Origin of the sequence: Burkholderia sp. MSMB1835, assembly GCF_001526365.1 — a bacterium.
In the GTDB taxonomy this organism is placed as follows: domain Bacteria; phylum Pseudomonadota; class Gammaproteobacteria; order Burkholderiales; family Burkholderiaceae; genus Burkholderia.
This window is the reverse complement of sequence record NZ_LOYP01000029.1, coordinates 66,864-82,669: the sequence shown is the minus strand read 5'-3', so window position 1 is coordinate 82,669 and position 15,806 is coordinate 66,864. Positions and strand designations below refer to the sequence as shown.

The following is a 15,806-nucleotide window of genomic DNA, read 5'->3' as shown; positions in this document are numbered from 1 at the left end:
GCCATTAGACCATAAAAGCGGAAAGCGCCGCAAACTGTCCCCCTTGCGGCAAATTCGCCGGCGCGCCGCGCCGCTCTGGCACAATGCCCGCAGGCCGGCCGCGCGAGCGGCCGGTTGCCGCGTCACCGCCGGTTTTTAAGTGCCGTTTAAGACGCACGGGCGACCATCCGGACGCCCGCCGTCAGTCGGCGCCGCGCCCCGGCATGCCGTATCGCGGCGCGCGCCCGGTTTCGCCCGGCCCGCGCGCCGGCTCATCATCAGGAAGCACATGACCCAATCGATCGATCCCGTCCGCTCCGCCTCCGACGCGCCGCAGGACGAGCGCCCGGTATCCGCATGGAGCCTCATCAAGCCCTACTGGGTATCGTCCGAATGGAAAATCGCGTGGGGGCTGCTGGTCACGATCATCGCGATCAACCTCTGCGTGGTCTGGATCAACGTCCGGCTGAACAAGTGGAACGCGCAGTTCTACAACGCGCTGCAGTCGAAGGACGTCCACGACTTCCCGAATCTGCTGATGCAGTTCTCCGCGCTCGCCTTCGGGTTCATCATCCTCGCCGTGTACGGCCGCTACCTGCGGCAGATGCTCGGCTTTCGCTGGCGCCAGTGGCTCACCGACCGCTTTCTCGGCCAGTGGCTCGGCGATCGCGCGTTCTACCGGATCGAGCGCGACCGCCTCGCGGACAACCCCGACCAGCGGATCACCGACGACCTCCAGTCGTTCGCGACCACGACGCTCGCGCTGTCGCTCGACCTGCTGTCGACGGTCGTCACGCTCGTGTCGTTCATCACGATCCTGTGGTCGCTCGCCGGCGCGCTGACGTTCACGCTCGGCGCGACGCCGATCGCGATTCCCGGCTACATGGTGTGGGCGGCCGCGCTGTACGCGGTGGTCGGCTCGCTGATCATCCAGAAGGTCGGCCATCCGCTCGTGTCGATCAACTACCAGCAGCAGCGCGTCGAGGCCGATTTCCGCTTCGGGCTGATCCGCGTGCGCGAGAACGCCGAGCAGATCGCGTTCTACGACGGCGAGAAGACCGAGACCGGCAACGCGCAGACGCTTTTCATGCGTATCCGCGACAACTGGTGGCGCGTGATGAAGTACACGAAGCGGCTCACGTTCGTGCTGAGCTTCTACGGGCAGATCGCGATCATCTTCCCGCTCGTCGTCGCCGCACCGCGCTACTTTGCAGGCGCGTTCTCGTTCGGCGTGCTGATGCAGATCTCGTCCGCGTTCGGCACCGTCAGCGATTCGTTCTCGTGGTTCATCAACAGCTACTCGACCCTCGTCGAATGGCGCGCCACCGTCAACCGTCTGCGCGAATTCAAGCGCGTGATGGGCACGTCGCACCTGAAGGAAAGCCTGTCGCCCGCGACCGAGCACGGCGGTATCAACCTGCACTACATCGACGCCGCGAAGCTGTCCACGTCGTCGCTCAAGCTCGCGCTGCCGAACGGCAACGCACTCGCGAACATCGGCGACGTCACGATCGAACCCGGCTCGCGCTGGCTCGTGGTCGGCAAGTCCGGATCCGGCAAGAGCACGTTCATGCGCGCGCTCGCGGGCCTGTGGCCGTTCGGCGACGGCGCGATCGATGCGCCGGTCGGCGCGCGGATGATGTTCGTGCCGCAGACGAGCTATTTGCCGATCGGCACGCTGAAGGCCGCGCTCACCTACCCGGCGACGCCCGACACGTTCAGCGACGAAGCGTGCCGCGACGCGCTGCGCGCGTGCCGCCTCGAGGATTACGTCGAGCGCCTCGACGAAACCGCGCACTGGACCCGCGTGCTGTCGCCCGGCGAGCAACAGCGCCTGGCCGGCGCCCGCGTGCTGCTGCACAAGCCCGACTTCCTGTTCCTCGACGAAGCGACCAGTGCGCTCGACGCCGACAACGAAGCCCGCCTCTATCATCTGTTCGCCGAACGGCTGCCGAAGGCCGCGATCGTCAGCATCGCGCACCGCGAGTCGCTGGCCGCGTTCCACGGCGGCACGATCAACGTCGAGCGCGCGAACAGCGACGACAAGGTCGCCGCGTGAGCGCACGCGCCGCGCACATCGCGCGGATCGCGCTGATCACCGGCGCAGGTTCGGGGATCGGCGCGGCGCTCGCGCGTCGACTCCCGGCGCCCGGCGTCGCGCTGGCGCTGCATGCGCGCGGCGCGGACCCGGCAGCCCGCGCACGCGTCGCCGACGTCGCCGACCGATGCACGGCAGCGGGCGCGCAATGCGTGACGCTCACCGGTGATCTCGCCGAAGCGGGCGTCGCCGCCGCGCTCGTCGACGCCACCGCTGCCCGCTTCGGCGGGCTCGACCAACTCGTCGCGAACGCCGGCTTCGCCGCGCGGCAATCCTTTTCCGACCTCTGCGCGGACGCGCTCGCATCCGCCTTCGCGGCGATGCCCGGCGCGTTCTCCGCGCTCGCGGCCCGCGCGCGGCCGCTGCTCGAAGCGTCGACAGCGCCGCGCATCGTCGCGGTCAGCTCGTTCGTCGCGCACCGCTATCGGGCGGACGCGCCGTTCGCGGCGACCGCGGCCGCGAAAGCCGCGCTCGAATCGCTGGTGCGCTCGGCGGCAGCCGAGTTCGCCGCGTGCGGCATCACCGTCAATGCGGTCGCGCCCGGCTTCACGCGCAAGGACCACGGCCCGAGCGCGGACAATGCGGCCGCTTGGGCCCGCGCCGAACAGGCGACGCCGCTTGGCCGGATCGCCGAACCCGACGACGTCGCCGCGCTGATCGCGTTCCTGCTGTCCGACGCGGCGCGGCAGATCACCGGCCAGGTCATCCATGTGGACGGCGGCCTGACGCTCTGACGCGAGCGCGTGCCGGCCGTGCCGGCGCGCAGGTCGCCGCCGGCGCCCGCATGGCGCTCACGCACGATCGAGCGTCGCTCCTGGCCGAACGCCCATCCCCGCGCCGCCGCGCAAGCACCCGCACGCACGTTTTTGGCGCCCTTCATCCCGCCCGTAAAATAGTCGCCGCACGGCAGCGCGATACGAGAGACGACACAAGAGGGGGCGGCACGCATGCAGGCATTCCAGTGGTTCAACGAATTGTCGACGCGCGAGCGCCGGACGCTGTACGCCGGATTCGGCGGCTATGCGGTCGATGCGTTCGACTTCATGATCTATTCGTTCCTGATTCCGACGCTGATCGCCACCTGGGGCATGACGAAGAGCGAGGCCGGGATGATCGCGACGAGTTCGCTGATCTCGTCGGCGATCGGCGGCTGGGTCGCCGGCATCCTCGCCGACCGCTACGGCCGCGTGCGCGTGCTGCAGTGGACGATCGCGACGTTCGCGCTGTTCACGTGCCTGTCCGGTTTCACGCATTCGTTCTGGCAGCTCCTGGCGACGCGCACGCTGCAGGGCTTCGGCTTCGGCGGCGAATGGTCGGTCGTGACGATCATGATGGCCGAGACGATCCGCTCGCCCGAGCATCGCGCGAAGGCCGTCGGCACCGTGCAGAGCAGCTGGTCGTTCGGCTGGGGCGCAGCCGCGATCCTGTACTGGGCATTCTTCGCGCTGCTGCCCGAGCAGCTCGCGTGGCGCGCGTGCTTCTGGATCGGCATCGCGCCCGCGCTGTGGATCCTGTACATCCGCCGCAACGTCAGCGATCCCGACATCTACACGGCCACGCGCCGCGCCCGCGACGAAGGCCGCGTGTCGGGCCACTTCCTCGAGATCTTCGCGCCGGCGCACCTGCGCGCGACGCTGTTCGGCAGCGCGCTGTGCACCGGCATGCTCGGCGGCTACTACGCGATCACGACGTGGCTGCCCACCTACCTGAAAACCGTGCGCCACCTGTCGGTGTTCAACACGAGCGGCTATCTCGTCGTGCTGATCGTCGGCTCGTTCGTCGGCTACGTGGTCGGCGCGATCCTGTCCGACCGGCTCGGCCGCCGCGCGTCATTCATCCTGTTCGCGATCGGCTCGTTCTCGCTCGGCATGGCCTACACGATGCTGCCGATCACCGACACCGCGATGCTGCTGCTCGGCTTCCCGCTCGGCATCGTCGTGCAGGGCATCTTCGCGGGCGTCGGCGCGTATCTGTCGGAGCTGTACCCGGGCGCGATCCGCGGCTCGGGTCAGGGCTTCTGCTACAACCTCGGCCGCGGGCTCGGCTCGTTCTTCCCGATCCTGGTCGGCTCGCTGTCGCAGTCGATGTCGCTCGTGAAGGCGATCGGCCTCGTCGCGGGCGGCGGCTACCTGCTCGTGATCGTGGCGGCGCTCGTGCTGCCGGAAACGCGCGGCAAGTCGCTCGCCGACGATCCGGCCGTCGCATCGTGAGCACCTTGCCCGTTCGGGAACCCGCATGCACGTGATCGTTCTCGGCGCCGGCGTGATCGGCGTCACCACTGCCTGGCACCTGCGCGAAGCAGGCTGCGACGTCACCGTGATCGAACGCGAGGCCGATGTCGCGCAAGCGACGAGCCTCGGCAACGCGGGCGTGATCGCGCCCGGCTACGTGACGCCGTGGGCCGCGCCCGGGATGCCCGGCAAGATCCTCAAATACCTGTTCAAGCCCGCGTCGCCGCTGATCTTCCGGCCGACGCTCGACGCCGCGCAGTGGCGCTGGATCGCGCGCTGGCTACGCGAATGCGAGTTCGAGCGGTTCCGCGTGAACAAGCAGCGGATGCAGCGCATCGCGTATTACAGCCGCGCGTGCCTGCATGCGTTTCGCGAGCGTCATCCATTCGACTATGGTGCGAGCCGCGGCTACCTGCAGTTGCTGCGCGGCGCATTCGACGTCGAGATGGTGCAGCCGGCGCTGAAGGTGCTGCGCGACGCCGGCATCGCGTTTCGCGAACTCGACGCCGCCGGCTGCACCGCGATCGAGCCCGGCTTGCGCTGGGCGCGACAGGCTCCCGTCGGCGGCATCTACCTGCCCGACGACGAAGCCGGCGATTGCGCGCGCTTCACGCGCGAACTGCGGGCGCTGTGCGAAGCGAACGGCGTGACGTTCCGATTCCGCACCGCGATTCATGCGCTCGACGTCGCGGGCGGCAAGGTGCGCGGCGTGCGGGTACGCACGGCCGGAACGGATGGCCGCTCGCCGCGCGATGAAAGCGCGGGCATCGACACGGCAGGCGCCGGCTTGCGTGGCGGGGAGCCGCCCAGCCGCCCGGCGCCGGGCCGCGCCGGATCGACCGGAGCCCCGCCGCACGACATGCTGCTTGCGGCCGACGCGATCGTGGTCGCGCTCGGCGTCGACAGTGCCGGCCTGCTGCGACCGCATGGCATCGACGTGCCGCTGTATCCGGTGAAAGGCTACTCGGCGACGCTCGCGGTCGTCGACGACGAAAAGGCGCCGCGCGCCGCGCTGATGGACGAATCGCTGAAGACGGCGATCACGCGCTTCGGCCCGACGCTGCGCGTCGCGGGCACCGCGGAACTCGGCAACCGGCACGCGGCGCTGCGGCAGCAGGCGCTCGATACGCTGATGAAGGTGCTCGACGACTGGTTTCCGCACGCGGCCGAACGCGCATCCGCGCGCTTCTGGGTCGGCCGCCGCCCGATGACGCCCGACGGGCCGCCGCTGCTGGGAGCGAGCCGCATCGACGGACTGTGGCTGAACGTCGGTCACGGGTCGACCGGCTGGGCGATGTCGATGGGATCGGGGAAGGTGCTGGCGGATCTCGTCACGGGGCGGGAACCGGAGATCGATTTGTCGGGGCTGACGCTCGCGCGCTACGAGCGCTAGGCAGGACGTCGGGCGACGGGGCGGCACGAGGCAGCGGCATGTCGGCATCCGAAACGATCGGGCGGGCAGCCTTCAACGATTCGCCGAACGCGCCGGGACGGCTCAACCCGTCGCCGCGTCGTCCGCCCGCGCAATCGGCGCCGACACGATCGGCCGGTGCGACACGCCTTCGTGCGACAACCGGCTTTCGAACAGCGTGAGCGCGTCGAACCGCAGTGCGACGGCACGCCCCACCGCACCGCCGTGCGCCGGCTGGCCGACCGCGTCGTGCGGCAGCCGCGCGAGCGTCACGTGCGGGCGGAACGGCCGCCGATCGGCCGGCACGCCGAGCTCGCGCAGCAGCGCCGCGAGCCCCGCATTCAGCGCGACGCAAGCGGCGTCGGCCGCGAGTTCCGCAACGATCAGCCTCGCGCGCGGCGGGCTCGGCCACCACGCGATCCGCTCGACCGGCAACGACCGCAACGCGTGCGCGGCCGCGAGCGCGGGCAGGTGCGCGGCCAGCGCGTCGCACCGTTCCCGCTCGATTGCGCCGACGAACGCGAGCGTCATGTGCAGTTGCTCGGGCAGCGTGCGCCGCGCGCCACGGGTGACCGGCAACGCGTGCAGCGCGTCGCGCGACGCCGCATCGGGCATCAGCGCGACGAACGCACGGAGCCGGTCGCCGTTCATGACTCGCTCACGGCGGCGCGCGGCGCGTTCGATGCGTCGGCCGACGCCGGACGCTGCGGCAGCGGGCCGTGCTCGCCCCACACGTCGCCGGGCAGCACGTTCGCGAGTTCGGGAATCGTGTTGCGCGTGAACACCGGATCGGCGACGCCTGCCGCGCGCTGGCGGCGATAGTCGGCCCACGCGGCGTGCGCGTACTTGCCGAGCGCGAGGATCGCGATCAGGTTGATGATCGCCATCAGCCCCATGCTCGTATCGGCCATCGCCCATACGAGCGGCAACTGCCCGACGCTGCCGAACATCACCATGCCGAGCACCGCGACGCGGAACAGCGGCAGCACGCCGCGCCGCTTCGTGATGAATTCGACGTTGCCTTCCGCATACGCATAGTTGCCGATCACCGACGAATACGCGAAGAAGAAGATCGCGAATGCCATGTAGATGCCGCCCCAGTCGCCGACGTGGCTCGCGATCGAGCGCTGCGTGAGCGCCGCGCCTTCCATGCCGGTACCGAGCTCGTACTGGCCCGACAGCAGGATCACGAACGCGGTCGCGCTGCAGATCACGATCGTGTCGACGAACACGCCGAGCATCTGGATCAACCCCTGCACCACCGGATGGCGCGTGCTGGCGGTCGCCGCCGCATTCGGCGCGCTGCCCATGCCGGCCTCGTTCGAGAACAGCCCGCGCTTCACGCCCATCGCGACCGCCTGGCTGACGGCATAGCCCGTCAGCCCGCCCGCCGCCTGCTCGAGGCCGAACGCGCTTTTCACGATCAGCGCGATCACGCCCGGCACCAGCGCGATGTGCGTCGCGACCGCATAGACCGCGAGCGCGAGATAACCGATCGCCATCACGGGCACGATCACCTGCGCGACCGCCGCGATCCGGCGGATGCCGCCGAAGATGATCGGCGCGGTCAGCAGCACGAGCCCGAGACCGACGCTCGCGCGGCTCCAGCCGAACGACGTGTCGAACGCGTCGGCGATCGCATTGGCCTGCACCGCGTTGAACACGAAGCCGAACGCGAGGATCAGCGACAGCGAGAACAGCACGCCGAAGCCGCGCGAGCGCAGGCCCGTCTGGATGTAGTACGCGGGGCCGCCGCGATAGCTGCCGTCCGCGTGCGACACCTTGAAGATCTGCGCGAGCGTGGCCTCGACGAACGCGGACGACATCCCGACGAGCGCCGTCATCCACATCCAGAAGATCGCGCCCGGCCCGCCGACCGTCAGCGCGACCGCGACGCCGGCGATGTTGCCGGTGCCGACGCGGCTCGCGAGCCCGGTCGCGAACGCCTGGAACGACGAAATGCTGCCCGGTTCGCCCTTGCTGCCGACCAGCTTGATGCTGAGGAACAGCGCCTTCATCTGGATCATCCGGAATCGCAACGTGAACCACATGCCCACGCCGAGCAGCAGCGCGATCAGCACGTAATTCCACAACACGCCGTTGACGGCGTCGACCAGCCCTTGCACGAGTGCTTCCATCCAGAGTCCTTGTAAATAGCGTCAGTCATGTGCGACGGCCGCAAACGCGGCCCGAGGGGCGACATGATATGACAGTTTTCAAGGATTATTACAAAACGAAAGAAATTGAGATGATGAAAAATCAAGGCCGGATGTCGTCAGGTTAGACGACGCTTCGTGAAAATGCGGCGGTAGCGAGGAGATGACCCTTCCGGTCCAGGCTGTTGGCTGGCGCGTGCGCCTGACGTGAAAATCCGGACGTTGCAGCGGGCACGCGGGCCCGACACGCGATTTGGGACAGGTGCGCTGGCAGGCCTCCGCCGGCGCCGGGCATTCTGCTGCCGGGGTTACCCCTCCGGACAGCATCCGGTTCGACGGCGCGCCGCAGTATCACGCATGGAAGCTGGGTGTGTGGGAATTCCCGCTGCACGTTGACGAAATCCGATATACGGCGATGATCGACTGCAACGAGCAGCTTGCAAGCTACGGACGAACCGTCGATCCGTTGGGCGTCCCGACCAAACAAGCCCACGATCGCCCACCGCTTCGGAAATAAAAAACCGGGCGCCCTCTCGGACGCCCGGCTTTCGTCGAAACCCGCTTGCGCGATTCGGCTCAGCGCGGCAATTCCGAATGCCCCATCAGATACGCATCGACCGAGCGCGCGCACTGGCGGCCTTCGCGGATCGCCCACACCACGAGCGACTGGCCGCGTCGCATGTCGCCTGCCGCGAACACCTTGTCGACCGACGTGTAGTACGAACGATCGCCTTCGGTCGCCGCACGCGCGTTGCCGCGCGCATCCTTCGCGACGCCGAATGCGTCGAGCACCGGCGCGGCCGGCTGCGTGAAGCCCATCGCCAGCAGCACGAGATCGGCCTTCATTTCGAACTCGGAACCCGGCACTTCCTGCATCTTGCCGTCCTTCCACTCGACGCGCACCGCGATCAGCTTCTCGACCTTGCCGTTCTTGCCTTCGAGACGCTTCGTCGCGACCGCCCAGTCGCGCTCGCAGCCTTCCTCGTGCGACGACGACGTGCGCAGCTTGATCGGCCAGTACGGCCACACGAGCGGCTTGTTCTCCTCTTCCGGCGGCTGCGGCAGCAGTTCGAACTGCGTGACCTGCTTCGCGCCGTGACGGTTCGACGTGCCGACGCAGTCCGAACCCGTATCGCCGCCGCCGATCACGATCACGTGCTTGCCCTTCGCGAGCAGTTGGTCGACCAGCTTGTCGCCCGCATTCACGCGGTTCTGCTGCGGCAGGAAGTCCATCGCGAAATGAACGCCCGCGAGCTCACGGCCCGGCACCGGCAAATCGCGCGGCGTTTCCGAACCGCCGGCGATCACGACCGCGTCGAATTCTTCCTTCAGCGTGTCCGGCGAAATGGTTTCCTTCGCGAGGCTGCCGATCGACTCGGGCAGCGGATCCTTGCCGATGAACACGCTCGTGCGGAACGTCACGCCTTCCGCTTCCATCTGCCGCATGCGGCGATCGATCAGCCACTTCTCGAGCTTGAAATCGGGGATCCCGTAACGCAGCAGGCCGCCGATGCGGTCGTTCTTCTCGAACACCGTCACGTCGTGGCCGGCCCGCGCGAGCTGCTGCGCGGCGGCGAGGCCCGCGGGGCCCGAGCCGACGATCGCGACCTTCTTGCCGGTCTTGTGCTCGGCCGGCAGCGGCTTCACCCAGCCTTCCGCCCAGGCCTTGTCGATGATCGCGTGCTCGATCGACTTGATGCCGACCGGGTCGTCGTTGATCCCGAGCGTGCAGGCCGCCTCGCACGGCGCCGGGCAGATACGGCCCGTGAACTCGGGGAAGTTGTTGGTCGAATGCAGGACTTCGATCGCCTGCTGCCAGTCCTGGCGGTAAACGAGATCGTTGAAGTCGGGAATGATGTTGTTGACCGGGCAGCCGTTGTTGCAGAACGGGATGCCGCAATCCATGCAGCGCGCGCCCTGGACCTTCGCGTCCGCGTCGGTCAGCGCCGCGACGAATTCCTTGTAGTGCTTCACGCGCGTGAGCGGTGCTTCGTACGCCTCGTGGCGGCGTTCGAACTCCAGAAAACCGGTTGCCTTGCCCATAAGGTGCTCTTCTGTTGGGTGTATCGGATGGGGGAGCCGCGCGCGGCGTTCACGCGCGCGCGGCATTCGCTATGTCGTTCGTCGCTCAGGCGGCCAGCACTTCCTTCGCCGCCTTCTTCGCACCGATCTCGCCCAGCGCGCGCTTGTATTCGTGCGGGAACACCTTCACGAACTGGCGGCGCGCCGCGTCCCAGTTTTCCAGCAGCGACTTCGCGCGCGGCGAACCCGTGAACTGGAAATGACGCTCGACGAGCCCCTTGAGCAGCGCTTCGTCGGTCGTGCCTTCGTGCCAGAGCGCGCGATCGACCGTGCGCTCCTGCTCGGCCTGCTGCAGCACCGGATCGAGCGCGACCATCGACTTGTTGCACTTCGCCGCGAACGTGCCGTCCGGATCGTAGATGTACGCGATGCCGCCCGACATGCCGGCCGCGAAGTTGCGCCCGGTCTCGCCGAGCACGACGACCGTGCCGCCCGTCATGTATTCGCAACCGTGGTCGCCCGTGCCTTCGACGACCGCCGTCGCGCCCGAGTTACGTACGCAGAAGCGCTCGCCCGCCACGCCGCGGAAGAAGGCTTCGCCTTCGATCGCGCCGTACATCACCGTATTGCCGCAGATGATGTTTTCTTCCGACTTGCCGCGGAAGTCGTTGGTCGGACGGATGATGATCCGGCCGCCCGACAGGCCCTTGCCGACGTAGTCGTTGCCGTCGCCGACGAGGTCGAGCGTCACGCCCTTCGCGAGGAACGCGCCGAAGCTCTGGCCGGCCGTGCCCTTCAGCTGGATGTGCACCGCGTCGTCGGCCAGGCCGTCGTGGCCGTGCTTCTTCGCGATCGCGCCCGACAGCATCGCGCCGACCGTGCGGTTCACGTTGCGCACCGGCTGGATGAACGACACATGCTCGCCGTTCTCGATCGCGGCCTTCGCCTTCTCGATCAGCACGTGGTCGAGCGCGCGCTCGAGGCCGTGATCCTGCACGTCGACGTGACGCCGTGCAACGTCCTCGCATTCTTCCGGCTGGTAGAACACGCGCGAGAAATCGAGGCCCTTCGCCTTCCAGTGCTCGATGCCCTTGCGCGTATCGAGCAGGTCGGCGCGGCCGATCAGGTCGTCGAACTTCGCGATGCCGAGCTGCGCCATGATCTCGCGCACTTCCTCGGCGACGAAGAAGAAGTAGTTCACGACGTGCTCGGGCTGGCCCTTGAACTTCGCACGCAGCACCGGATCCTGCGTCGCGACGCCGACCGGGCACGTGTTCAGGTGGCACTTGCGCATCATGATGCAGCCTTCGACGACGAGCGGCGCCGTCGCGAAGCCGAATTCGTCCGCGCCGAGCAGCGCGCCGATCACGACGTCGCGGCCGGTCTTCATCTGGCCGTCGGCCTGCACGCGGATGCGGCCGCGCAGGCGGTTCAGCACCAGCGTCTGCTGCGTTTCGGCGAGGCCGAGTTCCCACGGCGTGCCCGCATGCTTCACCGACGACAGCGGCGACGCGCCGGTGCCGCCGTCATGGCCGGCGATCACGACGTGGTCGGCCTTCGCCTTCGCGACGCCGGCCGCGACCGTGCCCACGCCCACTTCCGACACGAGCTTCACCGAAATGCTCGCCACCGGGTTCACGTTCTTCAGGTCGTGGATCAGTTGCGCCAGATCCTCGATCGAGTAGATGTCGTGGTGCGGCGGCGGCGAGATCAGGCCGACGCCCGGCACCGAGTAACGCAGCTTGCCGATGTAGTCGGACACCTTGTGGCCCGGCAGCTGGCCGCCTTCGCCCGGCTTCGCGCCCTGCGCCATCTTGATCTGGATCTGGTCGGCCGATGCGAGGTACTCGGCGGTGACGCCGAAGCGGCCCGACGCGACCTGCTTGATCTTCGAGCGCAGCGAGTCGCCGTCCTTCAGCGGAATGTCGCTGACGATCTCGTCGCCGATCACCGACTTCAGCGTCTCGCCCGACTTGATCGGAATGCCGCGCAGTTCGTTGCGGTAGCGCTTCTGGTCCTCGCCGCCTTCGCCGGTGTTCGACTTGCCGCCGATCCGGTTCATCGCGACCGCGAGCGTCGCGTGCGCTTCGGTGCTGATCGAACCGAGCGACATCGCGCCCGTCGCGAAGCGCTTGACGATCTCCTTCGCGGGCTCGACGTCGTCGATCGGGATCGCCTTGGTCGGCTCGACCTTGAACTCGAACAGGCCGCGGAACGTCATGTGACGCTTGGTCTGGTCGTTGATCAGGTGCGCGTATTCCTTGTACGTCTGGTACGAGTTGCTGCGCGTCGCGTGCTGCAGCTTCGCGATCGAATCCGGCGTCCACATGTGGTCTTCGCCGCGCACGCGGTACGCGTACTCGCCGCCCGCGTCGAGCATGTCGCGCAGGACCGGGCTGTCGCCGAACGCGTCGCGGTGCAGGCGGATCGCTTCTTCCGCGACTTCGAACAGGCCGATGCCGCCGACCTTCGACGCCGTGCCCTTGAAGTACTTCTCGACGAGGTCGCTCGACAGACCGAGCGCTTCGAAGATCTGCGCGCCGGTGTACGACATGTACGTCGAGATGCCCATCTTCGACATCACCTTCTGCAGGCCCTTGCCGACCGCCTTCGTGAAGTTATAGACGGCCTTCTCCGGCGACAGGTCGCCCGGCAGGCCTTCGGCCATCTTCGCGAGCGTTTCCATCGCGAGGTACGGGTGCACGGCTTCCGCGCCGTAGCCCGCGAGCAGCGCGAAGTGGTGCGTCTCGCGCGCGGAGCCCGTCTCGACGACGAGGCCCGTGCTGGTGCGCAGCCCCTGCTGAACGAGGTGCGTGTGGATCGCCGACGTCGCGAGCAGCGCCGGAATCGCGACGTGCTCGGCGTCCGTCTTGCGGTCCGACACGATCAGGATGTTGTAGCCCGACTTCACCGCGTCGACGGCTTCCGCGCACAGCGACGCGAGGCGCGCCTCGATGCCTTCCTTGCCCCACGCGACCGGGTAGCAGATGTTCAGTTCGTACGCGCTGAACTTGCCGCCCGTGTACTGGTCGATCGCGCGGATCTTCGCGATGTCCTTGAAGTCGAGCACCGGCTGCGACACTTCGAGACGCATCGGCGGGTTGATGTTGTTCGTGTCGAGCAGGTTCGGCTTCGGGCCGATGAACGACACGAGCGACATCACCATGTTCTCGCGGATCGGGTCGATCGGCGGGTTCGTGACCTGCGCGAACAGCTGCTTGAAGTAGTGATAGAGCGTCTTGTTCTTGTTCGACATCACCGCGAGCGGCGAGTCGTTGCCCATCGAGCCGACGGCTTCCTCACCCTGCTGCGCCATCGGCGCCATCAGGAACTTCAGGTCCTCCTGCGTATAGCCGAACGCCTGCTGGCGGTCGAGCAGCGCGGCGCCTTGCGTGCGGCCGGCCGCGACTTCCTCGGCCTTCGGCTCGATCTCGTCGAGCTTGATGCGCACCGCGTCGATCCAGCTCTTGTACGGCTTCGCGTTCGCGAGGTTGTCCTTCAGTTCCTTGTCGTCGATGATGCGGCCGTGTTCCATGTCGATCAGGAACATCTTGCCCGGCTGCAGGCGCCACTTCTTGACGATCTTCGATTCGGGGATCGGCAGCGTGCCGGCTTCCGACGCCATGATGACGAGGTCGTCGTCGGTCACGATGTAGCGCGCGGGGCGCAGGCCGTTGCGGTCGAGCGTCGCGCCGATCTGGCGGCCGTCGGTGAACGCGATCGCGGCCGGGCCGTCCCACGGCTCCATCATCGCGGCGTGGTATTCGTAGAACGCGCGGCGGTTCTCGTCCATCAGCGTGTGCTGTTCCCACGCTTCCGGGATCATCATCATCACCGCGTGCACGAGCGGGTAGCCGGCCATCACCAGCAGTTCGAGACAGTTGTCGAACGAGGCGGTATCCGACTGGCCCGGGTAGATCAGCGGCCACAGCTTCGGCAGATCGTCGGCGAGCACGTGCGACGCGATCGCGCCGGTACGCGCGTTCAGCCAGTTCACGTTGCCCTTCACGGTATTGATCTCGCCGTTGTGCGCGATCATCCGGTACGGGTGAGCCAGCTCCCACGCCGGGAACGTGTTGGTCGAGAAGCGCTGGTGCACGAGCGCGAGCGCCGACACGACGCGCGGGTCCTGCAGGTCGCGGTAGTACACGCCGACCTGGCCCGCCAGCAGCAGCCCCTTGTAGACGACCGTGCGCGCCGACATCGACGGCACGAAGTATTCCTTGCCGTGCTTGAGCTTCAGCGCCTGGATGCGGTGGCTCGCCGTCTTGCGGATCACGTACAGCTTCCGCTCGAGCGCGTCCGTCACCATGATGTCCTTGCCGCGGCCGATGAAGATCTGGCGGATCAGCGGCTCGCTCGCCTTCACCGTCGGCGAGATCGGCATCGCATGGTCGACCGGCACGTCGCGCCAGCCGAGCACGACCTGGCCTTCGGCCTTCACCGTACGCTCGAGCTCCTGCTCGCACGCGAGACGCGATGCGTTCTCCTTCGGCAGGAAGATCATCCCGACCCCGTATTCGCCGGCCGGCGGCAGGTTCACGCCCTGCTTCGCCATTTCCTCGCGATAGAACGCGTCCGGAATCTGGATCAGGATGCCCGCGCCGTCGCCCATCAGCGGATCGGCGCCGACCGCGCCGCGGTGATCGAGGTTCTCGAGGATCTTCAGACCCTGCTGAATGATCTCGTGGCTCTTCTTGCCCTTGATGTGAGCGACGAAGCCGACGCCGCAGGCGTCGTGTTCGTTTTGCGGGTCGTACAGACCTTGTGCGGCGGGCACCGCGGCGAGCGGCTGCTGGTGGTCGTTCATGGGGACACCGTCGTAAAGGGGGCCTGGAGGCCGTTGAACCGTTTTCTTGTTGCCATCGATCCCGCTCCCGGCGGGAGACGGCGCGGCCGACCGTGGTTGGGCAAGCTTCGCCCGGGCCACCGGAATTCGGAATATACGCGACGAATCAAGGGAATAGCAACAAAAACCGCTTGATCGAACCCCAATTAAATGAATGCCTTGATATGGTGCTGTTTTATAGGGGCCGCATCGTTTTGGTGCAAAAAGAAGCGGCGCCCGCAGCGCCGCTTCCGGCCCGCCTTTCCGACCTTATTGCTGGATCGGCGGTGTGTTCTCGCGCACCTTTCTGGGGCGTCCGCGCGGCAACGGCGAAACGCGCCGGTTCGCGGTGCGCGCCGCCCACTCGCGGTAATTCTCGCCGCCGAGCACCCAGCCTTTCAGCGTCGCCTGCTGCAGCTGATCGGCCTGCCGCTCGTCGAGCGGCTGCTCGCACAGCTCCTTGTACGCGCGCTGGCGGTCGAACGGCGTGTTGCCGAGCGCCCAGTAGAGCGGATGGTCGGTGATCAGGCTGTCGACGGTGAGCCCGACGTGATGCCGGTAGCTCGACCACCGATAGGCCTCGGGCGTCGCGACGAGCTGCGAGCGCACCGGGCTCATCTCGACCACGCGGCTCGCGAGCAGGAAATAGCGCTCGCCTTCGATCACCGTCGCGCGATAGCGGCCTTCCCACAGGGTGCCGCGCCGCGAATAGCGCCGGTTGAAGTGCGCGACGTAGCGGCGGCCGACGGCTTGCATCGCCTTCGGCAGACTCGCCTCGTCGCTCGGCGTCACGAGAAGTTGCACCTGGCGCGGCAGCAGCACGTAGGCATGCACCGACAGGTGATGATCGCGTGCGGCGGCCTTCAGGCAATCGATGAAGAGTTCGTAGTCCTGGTCGTCGACGAACGCGGGTTGCTGATCCAGGCCGCGCAATATTACGTGCTGCGGCTGGTCGGGAACGTAGAGTCGTGCTAACCGTGCCATGCTGAATGTCCGTTTGAACGCGTTAGGAAATACCCGGAGGTCCGAAATTGCGCACCTGCGTAGAATGCCCGTCCCAGCGGCGCGCGTAAGCGTACGG

General features: G+C 67.5%; 10 protein-coding genes. 5 read left to right on the top strand and 5 right to left on the bottom strand.

The window, feature by feature from the left end; all coding sequences use genetic code 11:
* Positions 1-268: 268 nt before the first annotated feature.
* The 4 genes from WS96_RS12735 to WS96_RS12720 all read left to right on the top strand — a co-directional run bounded on the left by WS96_RS12735 (position 269) and on the right by WS96_RS12720 (position 5,701).
* The gene (locus WS96_RS12735; RefSeq protein WP_059832929.1) at positions 269-2,038 is read left to right on the top strand and encodes an ABC transporter ATP-binding protein/permease; all 1,770 of its coding nucleotides are present in this window, start codon (positions 269-271) and stop codon (positions 2,036-2,038) included.
* Positions 2,035-2,811, top strand: a complete 777-nt coding sequence (locus tag WS96_RS12730; RefSeq protein WP_059832925.1) for an SDR family NAD(P)-dependent oxidoreductase — start codon at positions 2,035-2,037, stop codon at positions 2,809-2,811. The genes WS96_RS12735 and WS96_RS12730 overlap by 4 nt, the downstream gene beginning before the upstream one ends.
* A 213-nt stretch (positions 2,812-3,024) precedes the next feature.
* Entirely contained in the window at positions 3,025-4,287 is a 1,263-nt protein-coding gene (locus WS96_RS12725; RefSeq protein WP_059827575.1) for an MFS transporter, read from the top strand.
* A 25-nt stretch (positions 4,288-4,312) separates the two neighbouring features.
* Positions 4,313-5,701 carry a D-amino acid dehydrogenase gene (locus WS96_RS12720; protein ID WP_059832922.1) on the top strand — a complete coding sequence of 463 codons (1,389 nt, stop codon included), beginning with the start codon at positions 4,313-4,315 and terminating at the stop codon, positions 5,699-5,701.
* Positions 5,702-5,803: 102 nt separating this feature from the next.
* On the opposite strand, the gene thpR is transcribed toward WS96_RS12720, so the two are convergent.
* Together thpR and WS96_RS12710 are read right to left on the bottom strand one after the other, a co-directional pair.
* A complete protein-coding gene (gene thpR / locus WS96_RS12715) occupies positions 5,804-6,370 on the bottom strand; it encodes an RNA 2',3'-cyclic phosphodiesterase (RefSeq protein ID WP_059832919.1) in 567 nt (188 codons plus the stop codon).
* Complete coding sequence (locus WS96_RS12710; protein ID WP_059832917.1) at positions 6,367-7,857, bottom strand: alanine/glycine:cation symporter family protein; 1,491 nt, start codon at positions 7,855-7,857, stop codon at positions 6,367-6,369. Before WS96_RS12710 ends, thpR begins: the two co-directional genes overlap by 4 nt.
* 280 nt (positions 7,858-8,137) lie before the next feature.
* Here WS96_RS12710 and WS96_RS32300 point away from each other — a divergent pair, with 280 nt between their 5' ends.
* Positions 8,138-8,392, top strand: a complete 255-nt coding sequence (locus WS96_RS32300) for a hypothetical protein (RefSeq protein WP_156443626.1) — start codon at positions 8,138-8,140, stop codon at positions 8,390-8,392.
* A gap of 59 nt (positions 8,393-8,451) precedes the next feature.
* Here the strand turns inward: WS96_RS32300 and WS96_RS12705 are convergent, their stop codons facing one another.
* The 3 genes from WS96_RS12705 to WS96_RS12695 form a co-directional block, all read right to left on the bottom strand.
* Positions 8,452-9,918 carry a glutamate synthase subunit beta gene (locus WS96_RS12705; RefSeq protein ID WP_059832914.1) on the bottom strand — a complete coding sequence of 489 codons (1,467 nt, stop codon included), beginning with the start codon at positions 9,916-9,918 and terminating at the stop codon, positions 8,452-8,454.
* An 85-nt stretch (positions 9,919-10,003) separates the two neighbouring features.
* On the bottom strand, positions 10,004-14,707 hold the full coding sequence (locus tag WS96_RS12700) for a glutamate synthase-related protein (protein WP_059832911.1): 4,704 nt from the start codon (positions 14,705-14,707) through the stop codon (positions 10,004-10,006).
* A gap of 288 nt (positions 14,708-14,995) precedes the next feature.
* Positions 14,996-15,709 carry a transposase gene (locus tag WS96_RS12695; RefSeq protein WP_027783329.1) on the bottom strand — a complete coding sequence of 238 codons (714 nt, stop codon included), beginning with the start codon at positions 15,707-15,709 and terminating at the stop codon, positions 14,996-14,998.
* Between the last annotated feature and the right edge of the window lie 97 nt (positions 15,710-15,806).